This window comes from Parashewanella sp. 2210YD4-3, assembly GCF_056591735.1.
This window is the reverse complement of the sequence record NZ_JBWQOG010000002.1, coordinates 249840-266988: the sequence shown is the minus strand read 5'-3', so window position 1 is coordinate 266988 and position 17149 is coordinate 249840. Positions and strand designations below refer to the sequence as shown.

Here is a 17149-nt window from a genome sequence, read left to right as displayed (position 1 = left end):
CTTGGATTTACTTAACTTCAGGGAGGATTGTCGTTTTCACGCAGTCTAGAAGTTCGCGAATGAACGCTTCATTGTAGTTTGGGGCAGGAGAATCCGGTTCATCTGATTGGGGATAACCTACTCTAGAACATAGAAGAAAGGTTAAGTGACTTTGGTGGTACCTTAGCTTTCGTGCATCACCCTGTTGTGCTTCGGGTTCTTCAGATTGGCTTACGGCTGAGTCGGTCAAATCAAGACTGTGTGATAATTGTTCATTAATATCTAAGGCATCATCAGGCTGGAAAACCTCTGATGGAGCTCTCGGATGAACAGGCTCTAATGACGATAAAGATGGAAGTGTTTCTAAATCGCGAGAAATAATCCCCTGAAATTTTGCTGATTGTTGAATTAAGTCAAAAACTTTTTCTGATTTTAATTGATATTGCTGCTGTTCACTTTCTATTTCTTTGAGCTGTTGATTTATCCTTTTTAGATCGCTGGGTAAATCTGGGTTATCGATATCCAAGTCTTGGTGTTGCCCTTTGACTATCTGTAGTTTACTTACTCCTTTGTGGTCCACATAAGTGCCACTATGGAAAAGTCTATGAAAAGTTTTCATTTCAACACAAAATTCACAAAAGAGTCGTTCAAATTTTTCTTGTGTTAGGTTAGCAGGTGCATTTTCTACAAATTGAACTAATTGATCTAGTTGCTGTATTTTATCTGGACTTATGTGTTGCTGAGTAAGTGCGGATGATAATTCGGTTAAGTGTGCATGTAACTCATTTTTTATGGTTTTAAATTCATTCTGCTGAGCAAACTGCTGCATACTCATCTTTTGAGGATCAAAGCACTCAATAAGAGTTTCTTGCTCCGGACTACTCGGCACTTGCTCTATAGAAGTTACTGTTGCAACCATAGTGGTGATCTCTGGTGGTTTCAAGAGTCATTATTATGCTTGGCATAGTTCGTATTCGGAATGAAAGATAAATACAAATTAATCATCTTGTGTACAGTAACGTACAGATTTTAAAGATGATTGTCTGCTTCTATCATATATGGGTATTTTTTATAAAAAAATCCCCTTTTAATTTTAAAAAGGGGAATTTGACCGGAGAGTCATTAACTCTTAATAAGCCTTGGCTTGTGAGTAGACATTTTATCTTCATCAGTCCACTTCTGTATTGCCGTGAACAATGGGAACAGAACCGCACTTATCATGCCGAGTAGCATAAATATTTCGCTATTGGGTAAGGTAAACTTCATTGCACCGAGCTGCTGGGCTATAAAGTAGGCGGATGCTGGAGCCGTAACGGCAAAAAGCAATTGTAACCATACTGACTGCGCCAGCCACTGAAGAAAAGGTTTCACACTTATGGCGAAGCTTAACCAAATAGCCCACATCCACAGTGGAGCAACAGAGCTGTTGTGCTGAAATTCGTTATGGTGACGGTATTCAATGATGTCAAAGTGCATCAAAATGGTATCAGCTAATCCACCTAATGCTACGATGAATAAAATTAGGTTTAGATCAGAAATGGATTTGTATTTTAAAAAATACAAGACGGAGAACAAAGCGACGAAAGGGACTGCCATATTGCCGAAAAGTACACAAGCCAGCCACAAAATACTGAAAATTACTAGGTTGTACAACATAACCACACCTCATCCTTAATTGTGGGGTTATATGCAATACGCAACCATATGAACAATGGATCACTTATTCTTTTTCCATTATTTAATGGTTGGATCATGCTTAATTTTTAAAGTTATATATGACTAATGTCACGCCCGTAGCTATCAAACATTTTTTGATAAAACCTTCGATTTTAAGCTTACTCGCTTGGTTTTTGAGGTTTGCTCAGTAACAGCTCACCACCAAACCCTCTGGTTATATCTTCCCATTGGTATGTATTATTGTGGATGAATTTGACAACAATTTGTTCATCATTTTCTTCACCAGCACATAAGCCGTTGGCATTACAAATTAAGTCTGTATGGCTTAATGAACATGGAGGCATGTCCTTTGGTGGTGTGTACTCAATATTAATATTGATTGGAGAGTTATTGGTGTTACCGATACTCAATGTTTGATTACATATTTTCATATCACCAGGTAGCCCATGCTGGAAAAACGCTTGATAGTTTCCAGATTTCATTTGTGAGACAGGAAAAGCCAAGGCATTAAAAGTAACTAATGAAGTTAGGGAAAGTAGCAGTGGAGCGTATAAAACTTTAGAACGTGTTCCCATGTTGAACTCCTAAATAAAATCAATCCTGTTCTTTTTACTCCCTCGACCTCATTATCACCAGAGTTGATAAATAAAGATTAACCAACGTGACGAATACGACTTTTATCTAAAAACAGCGTTATCTCTGTATTTCTGTTTTTTAACTAAAAAAAACAGAAAAAATAGTTACCTGTAACGCATTGTTTAATATGAGGTATTTTTTGTTGTCTGATGTAATGATTATTTGAAACGCTAAAATTTGCACTAGCTAATTGCGCCTGTGCTCGTTCCACTTTACAATATGCGCCCTAGGGATCGTGTCGAAATAATTTACCCATTTGCTGCAGTGCATTTTCTGGTGTTGCAAGGCGGAGAGTGTGACGTGTAGTTATTCTACATGAGCGCTCGACAACGCAGCATCAGCTGAAAATGAACGCAGCCCAAAGGGTTACGCTTAAAATTGACACACTCGGCGTTACTCATCAATCGCTTAGTTTACTAAGCTTCATGATTCGTGCCTTGATTTTGTCAATTTTCAGCAGTAACAAATTGGCAAATTATTTCGAAACGATCCCTTTATTCTGATGTGTGGTGTGTCGGTTATTCGCATACTCCGTCTACTTTTTAACCTAACTAGATAAAAGTTGAATCATGGCTGACTTATCAAAATACAGAAACATTGGTATTTTTGCTCACGTTGATGCGGGTAAAACTACTACCACTGAGCGTATTCTAAAGCTTACCGGTAAAATTCATAAGATTGGTGAGGTTCACGATGGTGAATCAACAACTGACTTCATGGAGCAAGAAGCTGAGCGTGGTATTACCATTCAGTCAGCAGCTGTTACTTGTGAGTGGAACAAACACCGTCTAAACGTTATTGATACTCCAGGACACGTTGACTTCACCGTTGAAGTATATCGTTCTCTTAAAGTTCTTGATGGTGGTGTTGGTGTATTCTGTGGTTCTGGTGGTGTTGAGCCACAATCAGAAACTAACTGGCGCTATGCGAACGAATCAGAAGTTGCTCGTATCATCTTCGTAAACAAGTTAGACCGTATGGGTGCTGACTTCTTACGCGTTGTTAAGCAAACTAAAGACGTTCTAGCCGCTAACCCATTGGTAATGGTTTTACCAATTGGTATCGAAGACGAATTTAAAGGTGTTGTTGATCTTCTTACTCGTAAAGCATGGGTATGGGATGAAACAGGACAAGCTGAAAACTACACCATCGAAGACGTTCCAGCCGATATGGTTGACATGGTTGAAGAATACCGTGAGCAACTGATCGAAACAGCTGTTGAGCAAGATGACGATCTAATGGAAGCTTACATGGAAGGTGAAGAACCTTCTATGGAAGACATCAAGCGTTGTATCCGTCAAGGTACAAGAAAGTTAGACTTCTTCCCTACATACTGTGGTTCTGCGTTCAAGAACAAAGGTATGCAGTTACTTCTAGATGCTGTTGTTGATTACCTACCAGCTCCTCAAGAAGTTGATCCACAGCCTCTAACTGACGAAGAAGGTAACGAAACTGGCGAACACGCTATCGTTTCTGCTGATGAGCCACTAAAAGCGCTTGCATTCAAAATTATGGATGACCGTTTCGGTGCACTTACTTTCGTACGTATCTACTCAGGTCGCATCAAGAAGGGTGACACCATCCTTAACTCTGCTACAGGTAAAACTGAGCGTGTTGGCCGTATGGTTGAGATGCAAGCAGACGAGCGTAACGAATTAGATTCAGCTCAAGCGGGTGACATCATCGCTATCGTGGGTATGAAGAACGTGCAAACTGGTCACACTCTATGTGATCCTAAGCACCCATGTACTCTAGAAGCTATGGTATTCCCAGAGCCAGTAATCTCTATCGCTGTATCTCCAAAAGATAAAGGTGGTAGTGAGAAAATGGGTATCGCAATCGGTAAAATGGTTGCAGAAGATCCATCTTTCCGCGTTGAAACTGACGAAGATTCAGGTGAAACCATCCTTAAAGGTATGGGTGAACTTCACTTAGATATTAAAGTTGATATCTTGAAGCGTACTTACGGCGTTGACCTAATCGTTGGTGAGCCACAAGTAGCATACCGTGAAACTATCACTAAAATCATTGAAGATTCTTATACTCATAAGAAGCAGTCTGGTGGTTCTGGTCAATTTGGTAAGATTGATTATGTTGTCCGTCCAGGTGAGCCTAACACTGGCTTCACGTTCAGCTCTTCAGTAGTGGGTGGTAACGTACCGAAAGAATTCTGGCCTGCAGTTGAGAAAGGTTTCGCATCTATGATGCAAACTGGTACTGTCGCTGGCTTCCCTGTGCTTGACGTTGAGTTAGAGCTAACTGATGGTGCATTCCACGCCGTTGACTCTTCAGCTATCGCATTCGAAATCGCTGCTAAAGGTGCATTCCGTCAATCTATGCCAAAAGCTGGCGCACAGCTTCTTGAGCCTGTGATGCACGTTGACGTATTCAGCCCAGAAGACAACGTAGGTGACGTAATTGGTGACCTTAACCGTCGTCGTGGTATGATCAAAGACCAAATGGCTGGCGTAACAGGTGTTCGTATTAAGGCTGACGTACCGCTTTCAGAAATGTTCGGTTACATCGGTTCACTACGTACTATGACTTCTGGTCGTGGTCAGTTCTCTATGGAGTTCTCACACTACGCACCATGTCCAGCAAGCGTTTCTGAAAAAGTTATCGCTGACGTTAAAGAAAGAGAAGCAAACAAGTAATTGTTTTAAAGCTCTAGTACTTTAACGATAAAAACCGCTGTTCCATATTGGATTCAGCGGTTTTTTTATGAATCAAAATTAATCAAAGTCTAATCTAATTCAATTGCTTAGCTAAATTACGCCTACTATTATTATTCAATAGGACATTGGGGGATAATCATAGAGGAATAATTATGGCTGTAGAATTAGGACCAAATGGTGTCCCTTTATATGATGAATTTGATAACGAGATTACTCCTAGTAATACTCAACCAACTCGCGCTGAGCGATTAGAATCATCAGGCTCATTTGATCCCTCTCAGCTTGATTTACCCGAGCCTACTTCTGTGCCTCACCCATTATCACACCCCGAACTTTCTCGTTCACGTGCGTCTAGTGTAAATGGCAATTTAACGCGTTCTAACCGCTCATCGAGTAACGCTAGTACAGCAACTAATGCTACTGATGATAGTTTAGAAAATTCTTTTGTTAGGGTAAGCCATCAAGATGCTGTACCCCCTGATGAATTAGAGAATTCTTTTGTTCATTTAACCCATCAAGATGCCGTTCCTCCTACGCCTGACCCCGCGGCAGATGAAGACAATAGAGAGCTTGAAAACCTCAGAAGACATAGCGAGTTTATTACAACTCAGCATAAACGAAGCATTGACGAGTTTCGTAAGGATTTATCAAAAACAGAAACTGGATATCGAATCGGTACGTTAGCATTGACTATAGGATTAACAGTGGTAGCAGTTCCCATAACGGTATTAAGTGCTGGCTTAGCTTCACCATTACTGCTCATTGCAGCGGGTAACTTAGTGGTGGCTATCAGTGATACCGCTTGCACTACCTATGATGTTGTTGGTCGCCATAAAGGAAAAGATGGCGCAGCATTACATGGGGATTCACTTGGAACATTATTGCATAAAATCTTTACTAAGTTAGATATCAAGGATGAGGAAACACGTTTAAAGTGGGCGGATAAAGTTGCGGCAGGGATTCGGATAGCCTTAGGAGGAATAACGCTATTAGCAGATACTGATAAACCTTATATTCCAGGGCTGATGGAGAAAAAATCATTAACGCCATTAGAAAAACACCAAATGGAACAGTGGGCAAGGAATCAAAATGTCGAGTTGCATGAAAGAGAAGGGTTAGAACTTGAAACCGAGAACAATAACAATGATGAACTATTAAGGCAGGGTCTAAGAAGACATCGAGCCGCAAGGCAGGCTTTAGAAGAAAGTGATGATGACTCTAGTCAATCTTCTACACCTAATTCTACGCCACCTTCTTCTCCATCCATTTCACGCCACACATCAATGGAGCACCTAAGACCACAGCCAGGACAATCCTTAGATGATTGGTTTAATGAAGTAATGGAAGAAGATGCACAAGCAGAAAACAACCGCCGTACAACGACAGATAATCGTCCTCCCCAAATAAGAACAGTAGATTCTAATGATGAAGAACTTACTTCTAGCATGGAGGATCGCCGTAACCAAGAGTTACAAGCGCGATTGCTTGATATCAGAAGTTAGAGGCAGAAAAGCCTCTAACCATCAGTGCTCGCTCAAGCTGCTTTTATTTGTTTTACCATGAGTTGCAACGATTGATTACCTCTAAATTCATTCACATCTAGGGTATACACCAACTCAACCGTCTTAGCTTGCATATCCGGCCAAAGCTTCAGATCCACATTAAAGGCAATCGCATCGAACATCATGGTGCCGCATACAGACTCTAATACTAACTTTAAGTGTTTTTCGCCAACTAGACGTTGTTGGATGATTTGAAACTGCCCATCAAAACAGGGCTCTTCAAACTCTTGTCCCCACGGTCCCGCATAGCGGATCAAATTCGCGGTTTCCATTTCCATTAATTGCAGAGGTAATTCGCCATCAGTGAAAATTTCTCCAGTAAGTTGTGCTTGAGTGAGGCGCTCGCTGGATAATTGTTCAAACAGTTTAGCAAAGCGAGGAAAAGCATCGGCTTTAAGAGATAAACCGGCTGCCATGGCATGACCACCAAATTTGATAATAAGATCGGGAGCTAGGTTATTGATATCGGCTAACAGATCTCTCATGTGTAAGCCTTTAATAGAACGAGCGGAGCCTTTAATTTCACCGTTTTCAGCTTTGGCAAAGGCAATCACTGGGCGATGATAACGATCTTTTATTCGTGACGCTAAAATGCCAATCACGCCTTGATGCCAGTCTTCTTGATAGATAGCGAGTCCTGAAGGTAAGTCATCATCGTTAAGGTTTAATGAAGCCAGTTTTTGCATCGCTTCATGTTGCATACCTGCTTCTAATTCACGTCTTTCTTGATTGAGTGAGTCTAGCTCATAAGCCATTTGCCGTGCTTTATTCATGTCATTACACATCAATAATTCAACGCCCAAGGACATTTCGTCTAAACGACCAGCGGCATTTAAACGTGGTCCAACTGCAAATCCAAAATCGGAGGCTACGGCTTTACTTGGATCGCGTTTGGCAATATCCAATAAAGCTGTAATTCCGGGGCGACATTGACCTGAACGTACCCGTCTTAGGCCAGCTTCAACCAATATTCGATTGTTGGAATCTAATGGCACCACATCGGCTACCGTGCCTAATGCCACAATGTCCAATAAAAAGGTCAAGTTTGGTGGAACAATATTGTGTTTCTCAAACCATTGACGGCGGACTAACTCAGCTTTAATCGCCGTCATTAAATAAAATGCCACACCGACACCTGCAATGGCTTTACTTGCGAATGGACAGTCTGGTTGGTTAGGGTTCACAATGGCTGCTGCGTGAGGTAGTTCTTCGCCAGCGAGGTGATGATCGGTTACAACAACAGGAATATCTAACTTATTCGCATGATCAATTCCTGATATGGATGAAATACCATTATCAACCGTTAACAGCAACTCTGAACCTTGCTGATGGGCGAGGTCGACAATTTCTGGGCTTAATCCATAACCATAATCAAAACGGTTAGGAATAAGAAAGTTAACTTTATAGGCACCCATAGAGCGTAATGCCAGCATACACACAGAAGTAGAGGTTGCGCCGTCAGCATCAAAATCACCAATAATGGTGATCAATTTATCAGCTTCGATAGCGTCACTGATAATACTCGCGGCTTTAGGTAAGTCTTTTAATGTTTCTGGTCTTAATAGGCCGGATAATCCTATTTGACACTGTTCAGCCAACATACCACGACGAGCATAAAGCTGTTTTAAAAGCGGTGATAAAGAGTTTGGTAGGTGTGAATCATCGACAGTTGGGCGGCGAACAATGGGTTTTATCACAGGGTTCATCTCTTATTATGGATTATGAAATTGAACTGAGTGTAACAAAAAAGCCACTGTTTGAGTCAGTGGCTTTTTAAGAAGTCTCTTTAGCGTTAAATTAATGATGCTCAATCGTTTGAAGCATGCGCTCAGGTGGTTGATAACCTGGGATAAGCGTACCGTCATCTAATACAACCGCTGGAGTACCGTTTACACCAAAGCTTTGCCCAAGCTCATATTGAGCAGCAATATTGGCATGGCAGGTTTTATTTGCTATATCTTTGCCGGCTTTAGCATCGTCCATCGCTTTTAATGGATCTTTAGAGCACCAAATTGATTTCATTTCTTTGGCAACTGACGAGTTTTCGCCTGCACGAGGGAAGGCCAAGTAGCGAACAGTTATTCCTAAATCATTGTATTCTTTCATTTGGTTGTGCATGCGACGGCAATAACCACAGGTGATATCGGTGAAAACGGTGATCACATGCTTTTCGTCTTTGGCTTTATACACCAGCATGTCTTTTTCAAACTTCTTTAGCTGCTGAACACGAGGTTTAGCTAGAGCCGCTTCGGTAAGGTTTTTCATACGATTATCTAAATCGTACATATTGCCATGGATAACTTTAGAACCATCATTACTTATATAAAGTACACCACGGTTGGTCATGGTTAGGTATAAACCATGAACAGGAGAATCTTGCATGGATAATACTTTCAAGCCAAGTGCCCCTTCAACTTTTGCTTTAATGGCATTGTCGTCAGGTAATTGGGGGGATTGTGCTGCGGCAAATGCCGAGGTCACCATTAATGCGGTAAACAGTGACATAATACGGGCAAACTTCATGAGGGTTCCTATTGGATTAAGTGCTTCGTCTTTTTTAGACCGGAATTGTGGGCTAAAAGTTACCGTTAAATGACGGTTAAATCAAATTTTAGCCTCTAGGGTGATGTTCTGCATGCAATTCTTGTAATCTTGCTTTAGCTACATGAGTATAAATTTGAGTGGTAGATAAATCACTGTGTCCTAATAATAGCTGCACAACTCGCAGATCGGCGCCATGGTTCAACAAATGAGTGGCAAAGGCGTGGCGAAGTGTATGAGGCGAAAGCTCAGATTGAATATTGGCTTTAACAGCATAATGTTTAATACGATGCCAAAATGTTTGGCGGGTCATCTGTCGCCCCCGCTTTGACGGGAACAAAACATCAGAACTGGCCGAAGCACTGAGCTCATGTCGTACAAACTTTAAATAATGCTCAAGCTGCTCAGATGCGATTTCTCCAAGTGGAACTAAACGTTCTTTACCACCTTTACCTACGATACGGATAACGCCTTGACGTAAGCTGACTTGCTCTATAGTTAACGATACTAATTCGGTAACACGCAAGCCTGTTGCATAAAGCAATTCCAGCATGGCTTTATCTCGTGCTTCAATAACGTCATCATCGCTTGGTGCGGAAAGCAGTTTCTCCACCTCCTGTTCAGTCAAACTTTTTGGGATACGAGCATCGAGCTTAGTTTTGCCTAATAATGCGGTCGGGTCTTTACCAATTAATTTTTTCTGTAATAAGAATAAGAAAAAGCGTCGCATTGAACTGCGCATTCTGGCTTGGCTGCTTTTTGAGATTCCTGTTTCAGCTTTAAAAGCAATGAAGTCTTGCAAGTCATTAAGCTGAGTTTTGGTTAATGATGACTGACGCTGCTGAAGAAATTTATCAAGATGACGTAAATCAGTGCGGTAAGCGCAAAGTGTATTATCGCTTAAGCCATGAATAGACCACGTTTCATCTAAAAATTGTTCGATAATGGGGTCGGCTTGATAGGAAGTAGGGCTTACCATAAATACAAAAATATGAAAACAATGTTATTCAATTGTACGAACAGGTAAGCCCACTAGCAAGCTTAGGCTTGCTGTGTTTTATGTCTTGGGATTGCTACACATGCAATGATGGTGAAGAAAGTTGGGATAACCCATGCCATACCATCATCAAATAAAGGTAGGAATTTTAATGCGCTCATATCTATACCAGCTGCTTTAAGCCCATCCACGATACCAAACACCAATGCTACGCTTAACACTAGGCGATGGGAAAACTCAGGGCGAGCTAGTTTAGTGGTAACAAAGGTGATGGCTACCAACGCAATAGCAACAGGATAAATAGTGACAAGAACTGGAATGCTGATGGAAATTAACTGGCTCAGTCCCACGTTTGCCACTAGTGCACAAATCGCACTGAAGAAAACCACTAAAGGACGGTAGCTAAATGCTGGGATCAGCTCTTCGAAAAATTCAGAACAGGCCACAATTAAGCCAACTGCGGTGGTCAAACAGGCCAGAGATACCACTGTTGATAATAAAATTGTGCCTAAACTGCCAAACTGGAAATCAACAAAGTTTGTTAAGATCTGACCGCCATTTGTCGTACCTTTAGCTAAATCTCCAGCACTGGTGCCCAAAAAGAATAAAGATACATATACAAAAGCCAAACCAGATGCTGCAATGAGCGCTGCTCTGACTAAATAGCGGGTTTGTGCTTTAGGATCGCTGACGCCTTTCTTTTTCAGTACATCAATGATCAGCATACCAAACATCAATGACGCTAAGGTATCCATGGTGTTGTAGCCTTCAAGAATACCTTTAGCCAAAGGCTGAGTTGCATAATCACCCTGTGGTGCGGCTGGTGCAGAGCCTGTGAACATGATGACTGAAACGGCCAATACAACCAATAATGTCAAAAGCAAAGGAGTAAGCACTTTACCTACGTTATCTAATAATTTTCCAGGGAATAATGCCAATACCATGGCAATGATAAAGAAACTGAGCGTCGACCACATTTGAGATGCATTCAGATCTAAGCCTGCAATGTGATAAACCGCTGAAGTATGCTCTAAAAATGGTCGAACACCAATTTCATAAGCTACAAGGCCTGTACGAGGCGCCGCAAAAGCAGGGCCGATGATGATGTAAATGGCGACGGCTAAGGCTGTAGCTGCAAATGGTGGCAGCATGCCCATGACATTACCTTTGGAACGAGCAACGGCAATCAAGCCTGAGAGTGGTAAACCAACGGCAGTAATAAGAAAGCCAATCATGGCCCAGCTCATGTTTTCGCCAGCTAACATACCCGCGAATGGAGGGAAAATTAGGTTACCCGCTCCTAAAAAAAAGGCGAATGTCATAAAGCCAAGCCCAAATGTGTCAGCGACACTCATTTGATTATTTTGCACAGCAGACCTCTGTTATTTACAAGATTTTTTGATTTAATAATTGTTTTTACTGATAACTTATTCGAAATTGAGCCAGTTGGCTACTGTTTATAGAAAAGTCGACAAAAGAATGTTAGCTGTAACATCTGCTTTGGGGCACAATAGCTACCAAGATCACACAGATATCTTTTTTCATCTATTTAGTTATGCCATTTAGTTTTAAACAATTTCATATTGATGACACAGGTTGTGGAATGCCTGTTAGCACTGATGCTGTTATCCTAGGCGCATGGGCAAACCTTTCAAGTTCGAGCACTATTCTAGATATCGGCACAGGCAGTGGTGTGTTAGCGTTAATGGCGGCACAACGCTCAAATGCTTCAATTGTGGCGGTGGAGTATGATCAAGCAAGCTGCGATGTGGCAAAAAAGAATATTGACGCAAGCCCTTGGCCTGAACGGATCACTGTTGAACACAATTGTATTAGAGATTATGTGGCATGTTCAGAGAAAAAATTTGAGCATATCATTTGCAACCCTCCTTATTTTTTAACTGGACCTCAAACGGCTGATGCTTCAAGAGCGAATGCTCGTCATACCAATACCCTCACGTTTGAACATTTGATTGAAAGTATTCAACAATTGCTAAGCAAAAACGGCAGTGCAAGCTTGATCTTGCCCTGTGAAGCTGAAGACAGTTTTTTAAAGGCACTATCACTAAGCCAATTAAAGGTCAGTAAACGCGTACAAGTCATTCCTGTAAGAGGAAAGACTTCAAGGCGGTTATTACTTGAGCTCAACTTTGCAGCTAGTTCGGTATTAGAAGAATGCTTGATATTAAGAGAGCGTGATAATACTTACACCGAGGAAATGATAGCCCTTACAAAGGCGTTCTATCTGAATCTATAAATTGCATTTATCTGAAAATATCAGTAGCTTGTGGTGGTGATTAAAACAAGGAAGGTTATTATGAAAACTAAATTACTACTCAGTTTTTTAATTGCCCTTGGCGTACTGGGCTACGATGTTTATATTGCTGGCGATGCTACTCTTAATTTTCGCAAACTCTTTATCGTTTTTTCCATTGCTTACATCTTGTTAGTTATCTCAGGTTCATTTAATTGGTCTTCTAGCTCAAAAAAATCAAGCTCCAGTGGTGCAGACGGTGGTGGCTCAAGTTGGGGAGATGGTGGTGACAGTGGTGGCTGCGGAGGTGGTGGAGATTGATTCGTATATTTAGATTTCATTTTTGTTACAACTTGTAACAAAAATGTTTGTTTCACTCTTCACTTATTAACTGTAGCTGGTAGGATTCTGGGCTAATTGTTGTAACCCTTCGCAAGGAATCGCGATGAGTCTTACCAAAGTCAGTACTGAGAATATTGCGGGAACAGTTGTCGCAGTATTACTCATAGCCGTATTTGGTTTTATTGCCATCTCTAAACTTCCCATTCAGTTATTACCTAATATTCAGCAACCGCAAATTTCGGTGATGAATAATTGGCGATCGGCTGCGCCGCAAGAGATGGAATCGAACATTATTGAGCCTCAAGAAAATGTGCTCAAACGTGTTACTGGTGTTATTGAAGTTAACTCACATATCTCTCAAGGTTTTGGTATGGTGACCCTCACTTTTGAAGTGGGTACCAATATGCAAGAGGCCATGATCAATGTGATTAATGCCTTAAATCAAACGCCCCCCAGACCATTGGATGCCATGGAACCGTTCATTAATGTCGGTGGCGGAGGTGGTGGTTTACCGGGGATGGCGTCGTTGCTGATCCGAACAGCCCCTGATAACCCCAATCAAGATTTTACCCATTATCAAAAACTCATTGATGATGTGGTTGAGCCTAGACTCAGGCAAATCAATGGTATTGCCAATGTAAATTTAGCAGGACGCTTGCCAAAAGAGTTACACATCAATTTTGACCCATACCGAGCAGCGGCGTTAGGGATAACGCTGGATCAATTTCGAAGTGTTTTACTACGTGCTTCTGATGTATCTGGTGGGACGGCAAATGTTGGGCGCAGGCAATACACTGTTAGGTTTATCGGTCAATATCATCCTGAGAACTTAGGAGAGTTGATTTTAAGCTATAACAACGGTCGCCCGATTTATTTAAATGAAGTCGCAGATATTGAAATATCCAACGCGGAACAACAAGGCTTTACTAAGCGAAATGGCTATTCAGCCTATTACATTACACTTGAGGGCACGTTTGATGCCAATACTGTAAATGTGCTTGAAGGCGTTAATAAAGCCATTAACAAATTGAATTCTGGGGCGTTGAAAGATGCTGGTTTGGTGATGGATTTATCTTTTGATGCCTCCATCCATATCAAACGTGCTATTGCTTTGGTGCAGAGTAACATAGTGATTGGGGTCGTCTTAGCCTTAGTCATTTTGTTCGGATTTTTAAGAAGCTTTCCTGCCACTTTGATGATTGCATCCACCATCCCAGTTGCCTTGTTGATTGCTTTTATTGCATTGGAGAGTTTAGGGCGAACCTTAAACGTAATTTCGTTAGCGGGATTAGCCTTTGCGGTCGGCTTGGTACTTGATGCCGCGATTATTGTGCAAGAAAACATTGTGCGCTTACTTCAACAAGGTCGCTCCCTCAAACAAGCGGTATTGGAAGGGACAGGGCAAGTCAAAGGTGCACTATTAGCTTCAACAGCAACCACTGTAGCCATCTTTTTACCGATTTTATTTATGACAGGCGTCGAAGGGCAGCTGTTTTCCGATTTAGCCTTAACCCTTTCGGTTGCGGTGGTTTCGTCTTTTATTAGCTCTATCACTTTATTGCCTGTTTTTAGCTTACTTTGGCTGAAGCTGGCACCTACAGAGCAGGCACAAGCACAGGCGAACGTTTGGGATAAATTAACGGCGTTTATTCAACGTATAACAGGCAATCGAAAGTTAGCGTTCTTATGGTGTACCGCTCTGATACTAGGAGCAAGTATCCTGACGGCAGTATTAATGCCGCGACCGGACTTTTTACCGCAAGCCAAATCTGATGCCATTGCTACCTTTTTCTCATTACCTCCGGGTGCCAATATCAAAGTATTAGAAAAGGAGTTTGGCTCAATCATGACAGAGCGATTGAAGCCTTATTATGAGAAAAATCAACAACCCTACATTAAGGGTTATAACTTTTCAGTGTTCAACTCGTTTAACGCCCTATTCATTTATCTTGAAGATCCAAGTCGCGTTGACGAAATGATGCAGTTACTGAAAACCGAGCTGTTGAAAGACTTACCCGATACGCAAGCTTTTACCAATCGAGGGACATTGCTGCAATTTGGCATAAATGGCGGACGAGCCATTAATGTCGATTTATTGGGGGCCGATACTGAAGCATTGATGGAGACGGCTCGAAATGGCATGAAGTATATTTCTGATGCGCTACCGGGCGCGGTAGTTCGACCGATTCCCGGACTCTCGTTAGCTCAACCGGAGTTACAGTTGGTACCAAATGAGCGTCGACTAGCGCAAGCGGGGATTGATAGGAGTCAATTAGCCAATGCGGTTCGCGCTTATACATCAGGGTTATTTGTGGGTGAATACTTTGATGGCAATGAGCGTATGGATGTGTTGCTCAAAGGTCCTAAATGGCAAGTGCCTGAACAATTAGCGGCGACCCCTATTTATACACATGAAGCAGGGATCCAAACCCTCGGTGAATTGACGGATATTCAAAGAACGGTGGGTCCGACTCAGCTGCAACGGGTTAACGGTAATCGGAGTGTGAGTCTACTCATTTTCCCTCCAGCAGATATGTCTCTTGATGAAGCGTTAGAGCAAATTACATCGAAAGCATTGCCCAAAATAAAAGCCGATTTACCTGAAAACAGCTCGGTTCAATTTCGAGGAAGTTCCGATAAATTAAAGCAAGCCATAGAACAAATGAGTACTAACTTTGCCCTTGCTGTGATGATTTTATTTTTGTTGATGGCAGCCATGTTTAAATCGGTAAAAGACAGTTTGCTGGTGTTACTGTCAATGCCTTTGGCGGTATGTGGTGGCGTGGTCAGTTTGCGTTTATTAAACCTATTGAGTTTTCAAAGCCTCGACTTACTCACCATGATAGGCTTTATTATCCTCCTGGGCTTAGTGGTGAATAATGCCATTTTGTTGGTAGATCAAACTCGCCAAGCTACTCGCAATGGACTTGATATTGATGCCGCCATTTCACAAGCGGTTCGTACCCGAGCCAGACCCGTGTATATGAGTACCTTAACCTCGATTTTTGGCATGTTACCTCTAATGCTCGTTCCCGGTGTGGGGAGTGAAATTTATCGCGGATTAGCTGCGGTGATCGTAGGAGGCATGACCTTTAGCGCCTTATTTACCTTGATTTTAATGCCGAGTTTATTGCGATTAACTCATGGATTGGAATTCAACCGTGTTTCTTCAGTTGGTTTAACAAGGAATGAAGTATGAAAGTGTTAACCTCTTTAATCATTGCATTGTTTTTTTCTTTAACGGTTTCGACTTCATACGCAAGCGAAGAGTCACGTCTGGTCAGTGTTGTTGAAGTTCAAAACCGACCATTATCACCAAAAGTGAATGTGATTGGCTCAGTACATTCACGTCAAAGTGCTGAACTTACTTCAGGTGTCGATGGACGCTTAGAATGGGTACAAGAAGCAGGAACTCACGTTAAAGAAGGTGAGGTAGTCGCTCGCATTGAAAAGACACGTTTATTACTCGCAAAGGAGAAACAACAAGCGCAAATTCAACACAGTAAGGTGTCTTACCAAAGGTTGATCCGAGAGTTTAATCGACTTAAAGCCTTGAGAAAAAGCAAGCATGTGTCTGAAGCTCAAATTGATGAAGCTCAATCGCAACGAGATCTGGCTAAGGCGAACCTAACTCTGGCCGAAGTGCGTTTGAAAGAAATTAATGATGAGCTCAACCGTGCTGATGTCAAAGCGCCTTTTTCTGGGATCATTACTCAGCGTTATCATCAAAAGGGCGAAGATATTGGACGTTCTAAAGCGATAGTGGCAATCACCGATCCTGAACATTTAGAGATACGTCTTCACGCGCCATTAAAGCACAGTACACGAGTTGGGATAGGAGATGTCCTTAAGGTTTATCATAGTGAAGGAGAGTTTGCTGCTCCGATCAGAAGCTTGATTCCAGTATCTGATATTCGTTCACAAACCTTTGAAATACGTTTAAACCTTCCATTGGGAATTGAAGATAATTTTAGTGTTGGAGAGTTGATTTCATTAGCCTTACCCATTGCTCCAAAGCAATTGATGACATTAGTACCAAGAGACGCGGTAGTTTTACGTTCCAGAGGTGCTTTTGTGTTTAAGGTCGATAAACAGAATAAAGCCGTAAAAGTTAAAGTTGAGTTAGGTGATGGCGATGGAGATTGGATAGCGGTGAAAGGTGATATCCATGATAAAGACCGAGTTGTTATTCGTGGTGCTGAAACATTGCAAGACGGGCAGTTAGTCAATATAAAGGTCGGCCGTAAGCAATCAACTTAGACCATCAGCGGTAATACATCAGTTTTGGTATCACCAGTATATTTCTGATGTTACCGCTCTATAGTTGCATTAGTATGATAAATATCACAAATATAGCTAGTGTTTTTGCTCTAGATCACATTTAGTCATCCCGATAATTTACTTCTCTCACATTGAGCGTATGTTGTTCACTTTCTGCTGTATTAGTGAACGCTACGCTTTAGTTAATACTTCTAAATTCTTCTAA

At 41.7% G+C, this 17149-nt stretch carries 13 protein-coding genes; 6 read left to right on the top strand and 7 right to left on the bottom strand.

The window, feature by feature from the left end:
* Positions 1-7: 7 nt before the first annotated feature.
* The 3 genes from AC1EU0_RS04465 to AC1EU0_RS04455 all read right to left on the bottom strand — a co-directional run bounded on the left by AC1EU0_RS04465 (position 8) and on the right by AC1EU0_RS04455 (position 2231).
* A complete protein-coding gene (locus tag AC1EU0_RS04465; RefSeq protein ID WP_480300723.1) occupies positions 8-898 on the bottom strand; it encodes a hypothetical protein in 891 nt (296 codons plus the stop codon).
* 203 nt (positions 899-1101) lie between these two features.
* Complete coding sequence (locus tag AC1EU0_RS04460; RefSeq protein WP_480300722.1) at positions 1102-1635, bottom strand: DUF2878 domain-containing protein; 534 nt, start codon at positions 1633-1635, stop codon at positions 1102-1104.
* Between the two features lie 179 nt (positions 1636-1814).
* Positions 1815-2231 (bottom strand): hypothetical protein, encoded by a 417-nt coding sequence (locus tag AC1EU0_RS04455; protein ID WP_480300721.1) that lies wholly within the window; start codon positions 2229-2231, stop codon positions 1815-1817.
* A gap of 630 nt (positions 2232-2861) precedes the next feature.
* Here AC1EU0_RS04455 and fusA point away from each other — a divergent pair.
* Both fusA and AC1EU0_RS04445 read left to right on the top strand, forming a co-directional pair.
* Positions 2862-4946 carry an elongation factor G gene (fusA, locus tag AC1EU0_RS04450; RefSeq protein WP_480300720.1) on the top strand — a complete coding sequence of 695 codons (2085 nt, stop codon included), beginning with the start codon at positions 2862-2864 and terminating at the stop codon, positions 4944-4946.
* A 173-nt stretch (positions 4947-5119) separates the two neighbouring features.
* Positions 5120-6469, top strand: a complete 1350-nt coding sequence (locus AC1EU0_RS04445; RefSeq protein WP_480300719.1) for a hypothetical protein — start codon at positions 5120-5122, stop codon at positions 6467-6469.
* Positions 6470-6501: 32 nt separating this feature from the next.
* On the opposite strand, the gene recJ is transcribed toward AC1EU0_RS04445, so the two are convergent.
* From recJ to brnQ, 4 genes are all read right to left on the bottom strand, one after another.
* Complete coding sequence (gene recJ, locus AC1EU0_RS04440; RefSeq protein WP_480300718.1) at positions 6502-8226, bottom strand: single-stranded-DNA-specific exonuclease RecJ; 1725 nt, start codon at positions 8224-8226, stop codon at positions 6502-6504.
* Positions 8227-8326: 100 nt separating this feature from the next.
* Positions 8327-9052, bottom strand: coding sequence for a bifunctional protein-disulfide isomerase/oxidoreductase DsbC (gene dsbC, locus AC1EU0_RS04435; protein ID WP_480300717.1), 726 nt, complete (start codon positions 9050-9052; stop codon positions 8327-8329).
* Between the two features lie 88 nt (positions 9053-9140).
* A complete protein-coding gene (gene xerD, locus AC1EU0_RS04430; RefSeq protein ID WP_480300716.1) occupies positions 9141-10049 on the bottom strand; it encodes a site-specific tyrosine recombinase XerD in 909 nt (302 codons plus the stop codon).
* A 62-nt stretch (positions 10050-10111) separates the two neighbouring features.
* Positions 10112-11422, bottom strand: a complete 1311-nt coding sequence (brnQ, locus tag AC1EU0_RS04425) for a branched-chain amino acid transport system II carrier protein (RefSeq protein ID WP_480300960.1) — start codon at positions 11420-11422, stop codon at positions 10112-10114.
* A 248-nt stretch (positions 11423-11670) separates the two neighbouring features.
* On the opposite strand from brnQ, the gene AC1EU0_RS04420 reads away from it, so the two are divergent.
* The 4 genes from AC1EU0_RS04420 (at position 11671) to AC1EU0_RS04405 (ending at position 16923) form a co-directional block, all read left to right on the top strand.
* A complete protein-coding gene (locus AC1EU0_RS04420) occupies positions 11671-12324 on the top strand; it encodes a tRNA1(Val) (adenine(37)-N6)-methyltransferase (RefSeq protein ID WP_480300715.1) in 654 nt (217 codons plus the stop codon).
* 60 nt (positions 12325-12384) lie between these two features.
* The gene (locus AC1EU0_RS04415; protein ID WP_480300714.1) at positions 12385-12642 is read left to right on the top strand and encodes a hypothetical protein; all 258 of its coding nucleotides are present in this window, start codon (positions 12385-12387) and stop codon (positions 12640-12642) included.
* A gap of 124 nt (positions 12643-12766) precedes the next feature.
* On the top strand, positions 12767-15862 hold the full coding sequence (locus AC1EU0_RS04410; RefSeq protein ID WP_480300713.1) for an efflux RND transporter permease subunit: 3096 nt from the start codon (positions 12767-12769) through the stop codon (positions 15860-15862).
* Positions 15859-16923 (top strand): efflux RND transporter periplasmic adaptor subunit, encoded by a 1065-nt coding sequence (locus AC1EU0_RS04405; RefSeq protein ID WP_480300712.1) that lies wholly within the window; start codon positions 15859-15861, stop codon positions 16921-16923. Before AC1EU0_RS04410 ends, AC1EU0_RS04405 begins: the two co-directional genes overlap by 4 nt.
* Positions 16924-17149 lie beyond the last annotated feature (226 nt).

Bases quoted from the DNA above. Each gene is read 5' to 3' on its own strand.
- brnQ (WP_480300960.1), bottom strand. From the start codon at position 11,422: ATGAGTGTCGCTGACACATTTGGGCTTGGCTTTATGACATTCGCCTTT.
- AC1EU0_RS04445 (WP_480300719.1), top strand. From the start codon at position 5,120: ATGGCTGTAGAATTAGGACCAAATGGTGTCCCTTTATATGATGAATTT.
- AC1EU0_RS04405 (WP_480300712.1), top strand. From the start codon at position 15,859: ATGAAAGTGTTAACCTCTTTAATCATTGCATTGTTTTTTTCTTTAACG.
- AC1EU0_RS04415 (WP_480300714.1), top strand. From the start codon at position 12,385: ATGAAAACTAAATTACTACTCAGTTTTTTAATTGCCCTTGGCGTACTG.
- AC1EU0_RS04465 (WP_480300723.1), bottom strand. From the start codon at position 898: ATGGTTGCAACAGTAACTTCTATAGAGCAAGTGCCGAGTAGTCCGGAG.
- AC1EU0_RS04460 (WP_480300722.1), bottom strand. From the start codon at position 1,635: ATGTTGTACAACCTAGTAATTTTCAGTATTTTGTGGCTGGCTTGTGTA.
- AC1EU0_RS04420 (WP_480300715.1), top strand. From the start codon at position 11,671: ATGCCTGTTAGCACTGATGCTGTTATCCTAGGCGCATGGGCAAACCTT.
- xerD (WP_480300716.1), bottom strand. From the start codon at position 10,049: ATGGTAAGCCCTACTTCCTATCAAGCCGACCCCATTATCGAACAATTT.
- AC1EU0_RS04455 (WP_480300721.1), bottom strand. From the start codon at position 2,231: ATGGGAACACGTTCTAAAGTTTTATACGCTCCACTGCTACTTTCCCTA.
- fusA (WP_480300720.1), top strand. From the start codon at position 2,862: ATGGCTGACTTATCAAAATACAGAAACATTGGTATTTTTGCTCACGTT.
- AC1EU0_RS04410 (WP_480300713.1), top strand. From the start codon at position 12,767: ATGAGTCTTACCAAAGTCAGTACTGAGAATATTGCGGGAACAGTTGTC.
- dsbC (WP_480300717.1), bottom strand. From the start codon at position 9,052: ATGAAGTTTGCCCGTATTATGTCACTGTTTACCGCATTAATGGTGACC.